This window comes from Kitasatospora sp. NPDC032757 (assembly GCF_055579305.1).
In genome coordinates, this window is the sequence record NZ_JBVINN010000043.1 from 45,009 (window position 1) to 58,605 (window position 13,597).

At 73.2% G+C, this 13,597-nt stretch carries 11 protein-coding genes; 7 read left to right on the plus strand and 4 right to left on the minus strand.

Features of this window, described 5'->3' with window-relative positions:
• Window positions 1-25: 25 nt before the first annotated feature.
• Complete coding sequence (locus ACZ5WK_RS33120) at window positions 26-970, plus strand: bifunctional riboflavin kinase/FAD synthetase (protein WP_396325593.1); 945 nt, start codon at window positions 26-28, stop codon at window positions 968-970.
• Window positions 971-1,046: 76 nt separating this feature from the next.
• On the opposite strand, the gene ACZ5WK_RS33125 is transcribed toward ACZ5WK_RS33120, so the two are convergent.
• The 3 genes from ACZ5WK_RS33125 to eccE all read right to left on the minus strand — a co-directional run bounded on the left by ACZ5WK_RS33125 (window position 1,047) and on the right by eccE (window position 5,749).
• Window positions 1,047-3,482, minus strand: a complete 2,436-nt coding sequence (locus tag ACZ5WK_RS33125) for a MinD/ParA family ATP-binding protein (protein WP_465553068.1) — start codon at window positions 3,480-3,482, stop codon at window positions 1,047-1,049.
• Window positions 3,483-3,722: 240 nt separating this feature from the next.
• A complete protein-coding gene (locus ACZ5WK_RS33130; protein WP_465553070.1) occupies window positions 3,723-4,490 on the minus strand; it encodes a hypothetical protein in 768 nt (255 codons plus the stop codon).
• The gene (gene eccE / locus ACZ5WK_RS33135) at window positions 4,490-5,749 is read right to left on the minus strand and encodes a type VII secretion protein EccE (protein WP_465553072.1); all 1,260 of its coding nucleotides are present in this window, start codon (window positions 5,747-5,749) and stop codon (window positions 4,490-4,492) included. Before eccE ends, ACZ5WK_RS33130 begins: the two co-directional genes overlap by 1 nt.
• A 314-nt stretch (window positions 5,750-6,063) precedes the next feature.
• Between eccE and eccB the strand changes: the two genes are divergently transcribed.
• From eccB to ACZ5WK_RS33165, 6 genes are all read left to right on the plus strand, one after another.
• A complete protein-coding gene (gene eccB / locus ACZ5WK_RS33140) occupies window positions 6,064-7,743 on the plus strand; it encodes a type VII secretion protein EccB (RefSeq protein ID WP_465553074.1) in 1,680 nt (559 codons plus the stop codon).
• Window positions 7,744-7,922: 179 nt separating this feature from the next.
• Entirely contained in the window at window positions 7,923-8,213 is a 291-nt protein-coding gene (locus tag ACZ5WK_RS33145; RefSeq protein ID WP_396325588.1) for a WXG100 family type VII secretion target, read from the plus strand.
• Window positions 8,214-8,288: 75 nt separating this feature from the next.
• Entirely contained in the window at window positions 8,289-8,582 is a 294-nt protein-coding gene (locus tag ACZ5WK_RS33150) for a WXG100 family type VII secretion target (RefSeq protein ID WP_465553077.1), read from the plus strand.
• Between the two features lie 116 nt (window positions 8,583-8,698).
• Entirely contained in the window at window positions 8,699-9,928 is a 1,230-nt protein-coding gene (gene mycP / locus ACZ5WK_RS33155; RefSeq protein ID WP_465553079.1) for a type VII secretion-associated serine protease mycosin, read from the plus strand.
• An 87-nt stretch (window positions 9,929-10,015) separates the two neighbouring features.
• Entirely contained in the window at window positions 10,016-10,558 is a 543-nt protein-coding gene (locus tag ACZ5WK_RS33160; protein ID WP_465553081.1) for a SigE family RNA polymerase sigma factor, read from the plus strand.
• Between the two features lie 144 nt (window positions 10,559-10,702).
• Window positions 10,703-11,950 carry a hypothetical protein gene (locus ACZ5WK_RS33165; protein WP_465553083.1) on the plus strand — a complete coding sequence of 416 codons (1,248 nt, stop codon included), beginning with the start codon at window positions 10,703-10,705 and terminating at the stop codon, window positions 11,948-11,950.
• 84 nt (window positions 11,951-12,034) lie between these two features.
• On the opposite strand, the gene ACZ5WK_RS33170 is transcribed toward ACZ5WK_RS33165, so the two are convergent.
• Window positions 12,035-13,444, minus strand: coding sequence for an APC family permease (locus tag ACZ5WK_RS33170; RefSeq protein WP_465553085.1), 1,410 nt, complete (start codon window positions 13,442-13,444; stop codon window positions 12,035-12,037).
• Window positions 13,445-13,597: the final 153 nt, after the last annotated feature.

Below are 13,597 nucleotides of genomic sequence, written 5' to 3' on the forward strand. Positions count from 1 at the left end.
CCGTACGGAACAAGGAGCGGTCAGGGTGCAGCGCTGGCGTGGCCTGGAGGAGATCCCCGGTGACTGGGGACGCAGCGTCGTCACCATCGGTTCGTTCGACGGTGTGCACCGCGGACACCAGCTGATCATCAACCGGGTGGTCGAGCGCGCCCGCGAACACGGCGTCCGTTCGGTCGTCGTCACCTTCGACCCGCACCCGAGCGAGGTGGTCCGCCCGGGCAGCCACCCGCCGCTGCTGGCCCCGCAGCCGCGCCGCGCCGAGCTGATCGAGGCGCTCGGCGTGGACGCCGTGCTGGTGCTGCCGTTCACCGCCGAGTTCTCGAAGGAGTCCCCGGAGACCTTCTTCCAGCAGGTGCTGGTGGACGCGCTGCACGCGTGCCTGGTCATCGAGGGCCCCAACTTCCGCTTCGGGCACCGGGCGGCCGGCGACGTCCGGCTCCTCACCGAGCTGGGGCGGGCGGCCGACTGCGGCGTCGAGGTGCTCGACCTGGAGGTGCGCGGGGCGGCCGGCGACGGCGAGCCGTTCTCGTCGACGCTGACCCGGCGGCTGGTCGCGGCCGGCGACATGGCCGGCGCCGGCGAGGTGCTGGGCCGCCCGCACCGGGTCGAGGGCGTGGTGGTCCGCGGCGCGCAGCGCGGCCGCGAGCTGGGCTTCCCGACCGCCAACGTGGAGACCGTGCCGCACAGCGCGATCCCGGCCGACGGCGTCTACGCGGGCTGGCTGACGGCCGACGGCGAGAGGATGCCGGCGGCGATCTCGGTCGGGACCAACCCGACCTTCGACGGCACCGCCCGCACGGTCGAGGCCTACGCGATCGACCGGGTCGGCCTGGACCTCTACGGGCTGCACGTCGCCGTCGACTTCCTGGCGTACCTGCGCGGGATGGAGAAGTTCGACTCCATCGACGCGCTGCTGGACCGGATGGCCGACGACGTCAAGCAGGCCCGCGAACTCACCGACGCCGCCTGACGCCCGCGTCCGCGGACACCGAAGGGCCCGCCGGCCGGTCTCGATCCCGAGACGGCCGGCGGGCCCTTCCGCGTTGCTACTGCTGCTGGGGCGGCTGCGGGTAGCCGTACCCGGCGGGCGGCTGCGCACCGGGCTGCGGCTGGCCCTGGGGCGGCTGCCCCTGGGGGTAGCCGTAGCCGGCCGGCGGCTGGGCCTGCTGCTGCCAGTCCTGCTGCGGCGGCTGGGTGCCCGGCTGCGGCTGGGCCTGCGGGTAGCCGTAGCCCGGCGGGGGCGGCGGGGTCTGCCCCGGCTGCGGGGACCACGGCGCGCCGGGCGCGGGCTGGTTGGCCGGGTAGCCGCCCTGACCGGGCTGGCCCGGCTGCGGGTAGGGCTGCGGCTGTGCCTGCTGCGGGTAGCCCTGCTGCTGCGGGTCCGCGTACGGCTGGGGCTGGCCCGGGTACGGCGCGGCGGCCTGCGGGGGCTGCTGCGCCTGCTGCTGCCAGCCGGACTGCTGGGCGGACTGCTGGGCGCGGATGATGTCCTCGCCGACCAGGGTGGCCAGATCGAAGTACGCCTCGCGGACCTTGGGCCGCATCATGTCGAGGTTGACCTCGGCACCGGCCGCCAGGCTCTCGTCGAACGGCACCACGACGACGCCGCGGCAGCGGGTCTGGAAGTGCGCGACGATGTCCTCGACCTTGATCATCTTGCTGGTCTCGCGGACCCCGGAGACCACCGTGATGCTGCGCTGCACCAGGTCCGCGTAGCCGTGCGCGGAGAGCCAGTCCAGCGTGGTGGAGGCCGACGAGGCGCCGTCCACGCTCGGCGTCGAGACGATGATCAGCTGGTCGGCGAGGTCCAGCACCCCGCGCATCGCGCTGTACAGCAGGCCGGTGCCGGAGTCGGTCAGGATGATCGGGTACTGGCGGCCCAGCACGTCGATCACCTGGCGGTAGTCCGAGTCGTTGAACGTCGTCGAGACGGCCGGGTCGACGTCGTTCGCCAGGATCTCCAGGCCCGAGTGCAGGTCCTGCGAGGTGAACTGGCGGATGTCCATGTAGCTGCGCAGGTGCGGGATGGCCGTCACCAGGTCGCGGATGGTCGCGCCGGTCTGGCGCTTGACCCGGCGGCCGAGGGTGCCCGCGTCCGGGTTGGCGTCGATCGCGATCACCTTGTCCTGGCGCTCACTGGCCAGGGTCGCGCCGAGCGCGGTGGTGGTCGTGGTCTTGCCGACGCCGCCCTTGAGGCTGATCACGGCGATCCGGTAGCAGCTCAGCACCGGGGTGCGGATGACCTCCAGCTTGCGGGCCTTCTCGGCCGCGGCGGCCTTGCCGCCGAACTGGAAGCGCGGCTGCTGGCGCTGCTGCTTCGGCTGGCTGCGCAGCAGGCGGTCCGAGGAGAGCTCGACCGCGGCCGTGTAGCCGAGCGGGGCGCCGTGCGCGGTCTGCTGCGGGGTTGCGGCCTGCTGGAACGCCGCCGGAGCCTGCTGCTGGGGCTGCTGCTGCGCCTGCTGCCACGGCTGGGCCGGACCCGGCTGCTGGGCCTGCTGGGGTTGCGGCTGGACCTGCTGGGGTTGCTGCGGCTGCTGCTGCGCCTGCGGCACCTGCACCTGCTGCGGGGACTGCTGGTAGGTGTTCGGCTGCGGCCAGCCGGCCTGCCGGGGGTCGACCGGCGGCGCCTGCGGACCGGGTGCCTGCGGACCGGGCGCCTGCGGGCCCGGCGCCTGCTGGGCCTGGGCCCAGGCGGCCTGCGGGTCCTGCGGCGGCACGGGCTGGGCGTACGGGTGTGCCTGCTGCGGCTGCACCTGCGGGACCGGCTGCTGCACGGGCTGCTGCGGGTCCGCGTACGGCTGCGGCTGCTGCTGCGGGTCCGCGTACGGCCCGGGCTGCTGGGGCGTCGTGGGGGCGGCCGGCGGCCAGGACTGCGCGGCGGCCTGCGGCTGCTCCGGCGCGGGGCCGGGGACCGGCGCGGCCGCCTCGGCCGACGGCGCGGCGAACGGGACGTGCTGCGCCTCGACGTGGGTGGCGGGCGCGGGGGCCGCGGCCGTCTCCGGGCCCGGGACGGGGGCCGGAGCGGCGACCGCCTGCGGCGGCACCGCAGGACCGTCCACCCCCGCAACGACGGGCGGCGCGGCCAGGACGGTCGGTGCAGGCTCGGGCGAGGCCACCGGCGCGGGCGCGCCCACAGGGGTCGGCGCAGGCGTCGCCACCGGCGCCGCCTCCGACGCGGGTACGGGCGCAGGGGCGGGCACGGGCGCGGGAGAAGGAGTGGGCACCGGTGCGGCCGCAGCCCCCGAAGCCGTCCCCGAACCAGCCCCCGCCGCGGCGGCCCCCGCCGCCGGCGCGCCCACCGCACCCGGTGGCCCGCCCGCCGCTCCGGCCGCAGGCCCGGGCGTCACCGGCGCGGCCGGAGCCGCGGCGGCCTCCGTCTGCACGTACCAGGACGGGGGAGAGTAGTCGGGCGCGTCGGACCAGTCGTCGTCGTCCTCCGCCGCGTTGTCGCCGACGTAGACGCCGTCCCGATCGCTGCTCACCTAGGGCTCCCTCGTGTTCGCCGCCGCTGTTCGCGGTGCCGTTGCCGCATCAAAGACTAGGCCGTGCACCAGCCCCCGTTGAAGGCGGAGTCTCATCTCGCCGGGCAACCGGCGGGCGAGCACCGGGCCGGAACCGGGGGAATCCGGGCGGACAGCGGGGCGGCACCGGCACAACGGCGGGGGCGCGGCCGGAAGCACGGCCGGGGAGCACCGGGGCACCGGCGGGGGCGCGCACCGCGGTCAGTCGATCCGGCGCGGACCGCCCAGGACCTGCTGCTCGGCCTGCCCGGCGATGGCTCGGACGTACTGGCGGCGCATCCGGGTCGTCCAGAGCGTCATGTCGTCGCCGAGGGTGGGCAGCGAGGCGACGTCCTGCGGGCCGAGCGAGAGCACCCGGCCGATCAGCTCGGCCTCCTGCGGCGAGACCCGCTGCACACCGACCAGGTCGGCCGCGTTCAGCACCCGGGCCGCGTTCGGGCCCAGGTAGGGCAGCAGGGTCAGGGTGGTCTGCCAGGGTGCGGCGGAGAGCCTGCTGCGCGGCGGGCGGACGCCGAGGTCGCGCACGACCAGCACCGGCGAGTTCACCGAGGCGCCCTGCGGGCCGAGCCGGCCGACCTGGTGGATCGTCACGCACGGCTGGCCGCCGCCCGCGGCCTGCGCCATCGGGCCCCAGAGCTGTGCGCGGGCGGTCTCGACGGCGATCCGGGCGCCGGTGGCGGCCGCCCGCAGCGCGATGATCTGGGCCGTCCAGACGCCGCCGACCAGGACGAGGTCGTAGGCGCTGGGCCGGAACAGGCCGAGGACGGCGGGCTGCTGCTGCACGTCCTCGCCGATCAGCACGCCGTCGTCGCCGACCGGGAAGGAGAGCGCGCCGAGGTCCTCGACGGTCAGCACGTGCTTCTCCCGGCGCGGGCCGCGCAGCCCGAAGCCGGGCAGGATGCGCGGCCGGACCCGGGGCTGCTCGGCGCCGGGCTGCGGGCCGGGGGCCGGATAGGTCTGGTAAGCCATCAGGAAACACCTCCCAGGGGCAGGGTGGCGAGCATGCCGGGGGCCTGCTCCAGGTCGAGCCGGGTCAGGCCGAGGCCGGCGCTCTGGGCCCGGGCCTCCACCTGGCGGCCGACCTGGACCACCTCGCTCTCGCTGCGCCCGGTCACCCGGACGTGGCCGCTGATCGTCACCGAGCCGCCGGTGCCGTGACCGGCGGTCAGGCTGAAGGTGCTGGCCAGCGCGGGCGAGCCGGTGACCAGGTTGACGAGGTCGGGGGCGGCGATCCGCCCGGGGGAGCCGCCGGGGCGGCTGAGCTGCGGCCACCGGGAGACCCAGTAGGTGCTGTGCCAGCGGTCGTCGATCCGCCAGAACCGGTTGCTCTCCTGGGTGCGGCGCCCGCTGCCGCCGCCGCTTCCGGTGCCCTGGCGTCCGGCCACGGCGAGCGGGTTGGCGCAGCTGGAGATGGCGAGTGCGGCGATCAGCTCCCGCTCGTCCAGCACGGTGGCGTTGAAGCCGGCGCTGTTGAGCCGCCCGGCCAGCTGGTCGGTGACCCGCTGGAGCGCCTTGCGGGCGCCCTCCTCGCCGCCGCCGCGGGCGAGGACGGCGGTGGCGGCGCGCTCCGGGTCGAGCTTGAGCGCGACCCAGGTCAGCCGGAGGCCGGGGGTGGCGGTGCCGTCCGGCAGCTCGCGGTAGGCGCGGGAGGCCAGCGACTGCTCGGGCAGGTGCGGGGCGGGAGCGGGCTGGGTGTGCTGGACGACCTGGATCGACTCCAGGGTGATGTCGTCCACCTGCAGCGCCGAGCAGACCACGTCCAGCGGCAGCGGCAGCGCGGTCCGGACCGGGCGCAGCGGCTGGTCCTTGGCCTGGACGAGCAGGACCGAGCTGAGGAAGGTGCCGTCGCCGACCATGCCGGTCTCGCGGCGCATCGGGCGGCCGCCGAAGTCGGTCTCGGTGGCGTGGGTGTAGGTGCGCAGGGCGGGTTCGAGTTCCAGCGCGGGGGCGAGGGCCGGGTCGGTGCCGGCCGGCGGCACGTTGGTCCGGGCCTGCTTGCGACGGGCCTTCAGGGTCGAGCGCACCAGCAGCAGCTCGGGGATGGTCCGGCCGCGCAGCGGGATCACGGCGAGGACGACCAGCGTCAGCGCGACCGCGCCGAAGGCGCCGGCCATCGGCTTGCTGATGGTCCAGCCGACCGCCACCAGGGCCACCGCGACCTCGACCAGCACGAGTTGCTGGAGCCTCAGCCGGCCGCCGAGCAGCCCGGGCCGGGGGTGGACGCGCACCGGGACGGCGGAGCCGGGCCCGCCGGCGGGCGTGGGCAGGGGCGCGGAGGCGGAGCCCGGGTCGTGCTGTGCCCGCCGGCCGGACCGGCGCGACCCCCTGCCCTGTGCCGTGCTGCGGCGCCCTTGAGCGGTCTGGCTTGGCATCCCCCGAGTGGCCCTCTCTGATCAGTTGTCGCGGCCCGGTTGGCCGGTTCGCGAACCGTACCCGTACCGTACTCACCGTCTGCTGCCGCATCGTAGAGGGTTCGAGGTCGCTCTCGCCCGGCGGGTGCGGACTCACGGGGCAGGTCGGTCGGACAGGGGAGACGACGAGGATGGCATCACGCCGGGACGAGCTGAACGCCTACACGTTCGCCCGCAAGCGCACAGTCGGGGCATTTCTGCTGCCCGGCGGCGGGGGCAGTGACGAGGACGCGCCGCGTCCGGTCAAGGCGATCCTGCCGAGTGTGGTGGTGGGTGCGCTGGTGGTCGGCGGGTTCGGGCTCTGGGGCGTGTTCAAGCCGAGCGCGCCGGTGGGCTGGGACGACGGCAAGAACATCATCCAGGGCAAGCAGAGCACCACCCGCTACGTGGTGCTGAAGGACCCTGACGGCAAGACCAAGCGGCTGCACCAGGTGCTCAACATGGCCTCGGCGCGGCTGGTGCTGGCGGCCGACGCCAAGGTGGTGGTGGTCGCCGACGACGTGCTCGACAAGTACCCCAACCACGGCCCGACGATCGGCATCCCGTACGCGCCGGACAAGCTGCCGACCAAGGACAACGTCAGCAGGGCGATGAAGTGGTCGGTCTGTGACCGCCCCGGCTCGGACGACAAGCAGGCGACCGTCAACCAGGCGGTGTTCGTGGCGGGCGGCGCCGACGCCAAGGCGCTGGAGGCCAAGGACCGGGTGCTCGACGTCGACCAGTCGCTGCTGGTGGAGCAGAAGGACGACCAGCAGGTGACCGTGCAGCCCGGCGCGGGCCAGCCGGCGGCCGGCCAGAGCAAGCTGAAGCTGTTCCTGATCGACGCGAAGGGCCGCAAGCACGCCATCGCGCCGAACGACCCGGACGACACCAAGACGCAGCTGATGGGTGCCATCTTCGGGACGACCGCGACCTCCCAGCCGGTCAAGAAGGAGTGGCTGGACACCCTGTCGAACGGCAGCGACATCGTCTTCCCGAAGATCGACGGGCTGGTCCCGGACGCCAAGGCCCCCAACTCCTCGGTGGCGCTGCAGAACGCGGAGGACCGCAAGGTCGGCCGGCTGGTCAAGGCCGGCGACCGGTACTACGTGGTGGGCAAGGACAAGCTGTACCTGATCACCCAGTTCCAGGCCGAGTTGATCCGTCAGAACCCGGCGCTGCAGCCGCTGTACAACCAGGACGCGAACAAGAACCCCCGGATCGACGACATCACGCCGGCGGAGCACGCCGCGCTCAAGAGCGACGCGCCGCTGATGGGGGAGGGCGGCAAGGACTGGCCCAGCAGGACCGGTGCGCCCGCCAACAACTGGCAGGCGCAGAAGGACGCGAAGATGGTGCTCTGCAGCACCTTCGACGGCGTGGCGGAGGACGGCAAGACCCCCCGTCGCAGCGTCTGGGCGGGCCCCGACTACCCGGTGAAGTCCGGTACCGGCGCGGCCGTCTCGGCCCATGTGACGCCCGGTCTGGGCCTGTTCTACCGGGCGCTGGACAGCGGCGTGGACGGCTCCGGCAGCGACTACCTGATCACCGAGACCGGTCTGCGCTACGCGGTGCCGGCCAACAGCACCGGTGGCAAGGGCGGTTCGGCGACGGCGCCGCCCGGGCAGCCGAGCCCCAGCGCCACCAAGGCCCCGTCGGCCCAGCCCACCGACCCGGCCGCGCCGCCGCAGCAGGAGGAGACCGGCGGGAACCAGGCCCGGCTCGGCTACCAGGGACTTCAGCCCGTACCGGTGCCGCAGCAGTGGTCGAACCTGGTGCCGGCCGGTCCGGCGCTCAACTCCAAGAGCGCGGCGCAGCAGCAGAACGCCTGACCGTCCCTGTCCGGTAAAGGAATTGGTCCCAGTGTCATGGTCTCGTAACTAGCAGTTGCCCGGTGTTGGGTCGGCTGCGTGTGCCGACTACAGTTCTGCAGGACATCACACCGTGATGCGCGGAGTGGCCGGAAACGGCTGCCCGGACACAATGTCTGTCTCATGGGGGACGGTAGAGCATGGGTCAGTTCACGACGACCGCTCAGGAGATGCTGGCTTTCGCCAAGCACATGGACGAGGTCATCGGCAAGATTGACGGCGAGATCAAGAGCCTCAACGCGCTGGTCGACTCGGTCAAGGGCGGCTGGAAGGGCCAGGCGGCTGCGGCCTACGGCAACCTCCAGACCGAGTTCAACCAGGACGCGGCCAAGCTGAACGAGTCGCTGCGGGCCATCAAGGGCGCGATCGAGATCACGACCAAGCAGTACTCGCAGACCGACGCGGACCAGCAGACCGCGTTCAAGGCCTGATCCCTGCTTTCTGCCAGGTCAGTCATCGACGTCCCCGGCTGAGGGTCGACGTCGCCATCTCGACAAGGAGACACTGTGTCCGACGGCCAGATTCTGGTGAACTTCGAGACCGTGCGAGGTGCCGGTACTCAGGTTCGCAACACCGCCAACACGATCAAGAACCAGCTCGACGAGCTCAAGAGCGGCGTCAACAAGATCGCCCAGAGCTGGCAGGGTGCTGCGCAGGAGGGCTACCGCGCCCACCAGACGCAGTGGGACCAGCGCGCCGCCCACCTGCAGGAGACGCTGGCGAAGATCGCCACCGCTCTGGACCAGGCGGCGGAGAGCTACAACAACACCGAGAACAGCAACAAGAAGCTCTGGACCTGACGGAGCCTGAGCCCCCGTCGGGGGCATGAGTGACTCCGCCGAAGGGGCGGGTGCCCGGTACCGGGCACCCGCCCCTGACGCGCAACCACGGGGTGGAAGACATGAGGGGTGGCAGGGTGTCCGTAGTCAGGTACCGGAAGGCGGCCGCGACGGCGGCGGCGCTCGCGGTGCTCGGCGGCCCGCTGGCCGCCCCGGCGCACGCGGACGGCCCCGGCCTCGCCGCCGCCGGTGACTGCTCCAAGTCCGCCCAGAACGTGATGGCCGTCCCGTGGTCGCTCCAGCGCATGGTGCTCGACGAGCTCTGGCAGGGCGGCCGGACCACCGGCGCGGGCGTGACCGTCGCCGTCATCGACACCGGGGTGGACGACACCAACCCGCAGCTCGCCGACAAGGTCGTCGACGGCGGCTCGCTGCTGAAGGAGAAGGACGGGCAGAAGCCCGAGGGCGGGGGCAAGGTCGACCCGGTCGGCCACGGCACCAAGGTGGCCGGCATCGTCGCCGCCGCCGCCCGCAGCGACGTGACCGGTTTCGTCGGGCTCGCCCCGAGCGCCCGCATCCTGTCGATCCGCCAGAACGACGCGGAGGGCAGCGGGGACGTCCACACCCTGGCCGCCGCGATCAGCCAGGCGGTCCAGCAGGGCGCCAAGGTCATCAACATCTCCCAGGACGTGCGCGGAGCCGGCGACGCCGGCTTCGCCGGCTACCCCGAGCTGAAGGCCGCGATCGACGCCGCCGAGGCCAAGGACGTCGTGGTGGTCGCCTCCACCGGCAACGACGGCAAGGAGGGCGACACCTACCCGGCGGCGTTCCCCACCGTGCTCGCCGTCGGCGCCTCCGACCGCAACAACGAGCGCGCCCCCTTCTCCCAGTACGGCGACTTCGTCGACGTCGCCGCGCCCGGCGTCGACATGCTCTCCACCGTTCCCCACGGCGGCCAGTGCGTGGACAACGGCACCAGCTTCGCAGCGCCCTACGTCTCCGGTCTGGCGGCGCTGCTGGTCGGCGCCCACCCGAAGTGGAAGGCGCGGCAGGTCCGCGCCTGGATCGAGCAGACCGCGCAGCGCACCGACCGCAAGGCCAACGAGTACGTCGGCTGGGGCGTGGTCGACCCGGTCAAGGCCGTCACCAAGGCGCCCGAGGTGGCGCCGGAGGCCGCCCGGGAGGACCCGCCGGTCGAGCTGGCCGCCGCCCCGATCGTGCCGCAGCCGGTCGGCCTCGGCGAGACCCAGGCCGACCGCGACGGGCGCACCGCGACCTACGTGCTGGGCATCGGCGCCCTGCTCGTCGCGCTCCTCGTCGGCGGCGGCATCGTGCTGCGCGACCACCGCCGCCGCCCCTCGAACTGAACCGGAGACTTTCCGGCCCGTCTGTAACATCCGGCCCTGCCCGCCGCATCCAAGAGATGTCGACGACGAGAGCAGGGGGCGCGGGGGATGGGGCGGATCGGTGCCATACGTGAGAGCAAGGACGCGGAGTTCCTGGAACTCGTGTCGAGCCGAACCGGGCACCTCTACCGTTCCGCCTGCCTGCTCACCAGCGGCGACACCCACCACGCCGAGGACCTCGTCCAGGAGGCCCTCAGCCGGATGTACGTGCTGTGGCGCCGCAGTGCGTGGACCGGCGGACGGCACCGCATCGACAACCCCGGGGCGTACGCCCACACCGTGATGGTGCGCACCTTCCTCGCCCAGCAGCGCCGCCGCTCCAGCGGCGAGCGGCCCACCGGCGAGCTGCCCGAGCCCGAGGGCCGCGAGGCGGACAGCACACTGCGGCTGACCCTGCTCGACGCGCTCGGCCGGCTGCCCGCCAAGGACCGGGCCGTGCTGGTGCTGCGCTACTGGGAGGACCGCAGCGTCGAGGAGACGGCCGAGGTGATGCGCGCCTCCTCGGGCGCGGTCCGCACCCGGAGCAACCGTGCCCTGGGCCGGCTGCGCACCCTGCTCGGCGACTCGCTCGCCGAGCTCGCGGCCCACTGAGCCCGCGGCCCGCGGACGCCGGGCGTCCGCCGCGCACCGGGCCTGCCGCGCACCGGGTCCGCCGCCCGTCGGATTCCCTGCCCGCCGCGTGCAAACACCCCGCCCATCGACCCATCCCGTGACCGAAGGAAACGGTGATCACGCATGTCCGAACAGGACAAGTTCGAAGACGATCTTCTCTACGCCATGACCCGTACCGGGGAGGGCTTCCGTGCCGAGCAGGCCCCACTGGTCACCGCCGGCCTGGCCCGCGGGCGCCGTCGCTGGCGCCGCCGTTCGGCCGCCGCCGTGGTGAGCGGCGCGGCCGCCCTGGCCCTGGTCGGGACGGGCGCGGTGTACCTCTCCGGCAGTGCCGACGGCACCGGGAGCGGGACGGCACTCACCGCGGCCGCCTCGGGCAGCGGCGCCGCGGGCGGCTCGGGCGCCGCGCCCACCGCCCAGGCGCCGTCGGCCTCCGCCTCCAAGGCCGTGATCAGCGGCGACGAGGTGCTCGCCACCCTTCAGGCACTGCTGCCCAAGGGCCAGGTGTCCGACGGCAAGGGGCGCGGCACCGGGGACGGCCCGGCCGCGGGCACCCTCGCCGGGGCGGACCTGGTCTTCGACGACGGCCACGGCAGGTCGCTGGTGCAGATCGGGATCCAGAAGCACCGCAAGGGCCAGTCGCAGCCGCACACCTGCCCGACGGACCTCAAGCTCGCCCGGGTCGACTCCTGCACCGCCACCACCCTGCCGGACGGCTCCCAGCTCGTCCTCAGTCAGGGCTACGAGTACTCGGACAACCGCGCCGACACCAAGGAGTGGTACGCGACGCTGACCGGCCCGGACGGCCGGGAGATCATGCTGAGCGAGTGGAACGCGCCGCAGGAGAAGGGCGCGCCGGACAGCCGTCCGAACCCGCCGTTCACCCTGGACCAGCTGAAGGCCGTGGTCACCGACAAGTCCTGGGACCGGATCGTCGCGGCGGTCCAGTACGACGGGGTCGACCACGCGGCGCAGGACACCGGCCTGACCCTGGAGGACCGTCAGGCGATCCTGGCCAAGCTGCTGCCCGCCGGGGTGACGGTGACCAAGATCACCGGCAACGAGGTCTTCGCCGACGTCCAGCTGGCCCAGGGGGCGGCCACCGGATCCCTGGTCCTGCGGGTGCAGAAGCTGGTGCCGGACCAGTCGACGGAGCAGCTGTTCGACGGCTCGACCGCGCTGCCCGACGGGAGCAGGCTCAAGCTCTACGGCCCGGGGACGGCCGACTCCAAGGGCACGCCGATGGCCGACGTCCTGCGTCCGGGCAACCTGCGCGTCCTGGTCGCCCAGGGTCCGACCGGCAAGCCGCTGCTCACCCTCGACCAGCTGACGGCGATCGCCGGCAGCCCGCTGTGGCAGGCCGCGAAGTAGGGCCTCGCACGGAGAACGGCAGTGCCCCGGGGAGCCCGGGGCACTGCCGTGTGGGGGAGGGGTGGGGGTCCTGACGGGCCGTTCTCAGGCCTGCTGGTCCTCGGGGAGGGTGATCACCCAGCGGGTGGCCTGCCGGGGGCGCAGGTAGAACAGCCAGTAGAGGGTGGCGACGGCGGTGATGCCGCCGGTCCAGAGCAGTGGCACCGTGTCCAGCTGTGTGATGACGTAGACCAGCACCACGATCAGGACGGCCGGGATGGCCGGCCAGAGCGGCATCCGCCAGGCGGCGGCGTGCTTGTGGTGGTTGCGGCGCGAGAGCAGTGCGGCGACCGCGACCAGCAGGTACATCCCGGTGACGGCGACGCCGGTGATCTCGCTCAGCAGCTCGCCCTTGACGAAGCAGAGCGCGGCGCCGGGCAGGCCCACGGCCAGGGTGGCGACCCACGGGGAGCCGAACCGGCCCAGGGTGGAGAAGGCCTTGTTGACCGGCTCCGGCCAGGCCTTGTCGCGGGCGGAGGCGAACAGCACCCGCGAGTTCTGGATGACCATGACGATGCCGGCGTTGATGATGGCCAGCGCGACGCAGAGGCTGATGAAGGTGCCGACGGCGGAGTTGCTCCAGGTGGTGACCATGCCGGAGATGTCGCCGGAGCTCAGGGTCTCCAGGTCGGGGGCGCCCATGGTGATGGCGGCGACCGGGATCAGGATGACGGCGGCCGAGATGGCCAGCGTCCAGAGCACCGTCCGCGACACGTTGCGGCGCGGGTTCTCCAGCTCCTCGGAGAGGTAGACCGCGGTGGAGAAGCCCTGGGTGATGAAGAGCGCGATCCCGAGCGCGCCGATGATGGCGCCGATGCTCACCGTGGTGGCGGCGCCGCCGTCACCGGCGACCACGCCGTGCAGCATGCTGGGCGCGTTGCCGTTGGCGTGGGCGAAGCCGAGCACCGAGACGACACCGGCGGCGATGACCTCCAGCACGAGGAAGATGCCGGTGATCCAGGCGTTGGCCCGCAGGTCCAGCAGGCCGGCCAGGGTGGCGGCGAGCATGACCGCGGCGCCCGCGATCGGCTTGTCGACGTGCAGCACCGGTGCGAGGTAGTCGGCCGTGCCGAGGGCGATGACCGAGGGGACGATCATCACCACGATCAGCGAGAGCACGAAGACCAGCCAGCCGGCGAGTCGTCCGGCCAGGGTGCCGACCATCGCGTACTCGCCGCCGGCGCTGGGGATCAGGGTGCCGAGCTCGGAGTAACAGAAGGCGACGGCGATGCAGAGCACCGAGCCGATGGCGATGGCCAGCGCGGTGGCGCTGCCGATGCTGGAGAACAGTTCCGGGACGATCACGAAGAGCGTGGAGGCCGGGGTGACGCAGGACAGCGTGAGCAGCGTGCCGCCCACGACGCCGATCGAGCGCTTGAGCGTCTGGGGAGAGGCGGCGCCGTCGGCGGCCGCAGCGGGGGCTACGGCGTGTGGCGGGCGAAGCGTGTCGGTCATGTGGCTTCCGATCGGCTCTGAGCGGTCCTGGAGAGGGAGCGGTATCGCCTCCGCTGGCTGGCTGCTCTGGGTCTTGGTCCTGACGCTCCCGGGCCGCCATGGAACCTTGGGCGTATTGAGCACGTCAATGCCGGAATTGCTTCGGAATCCGTT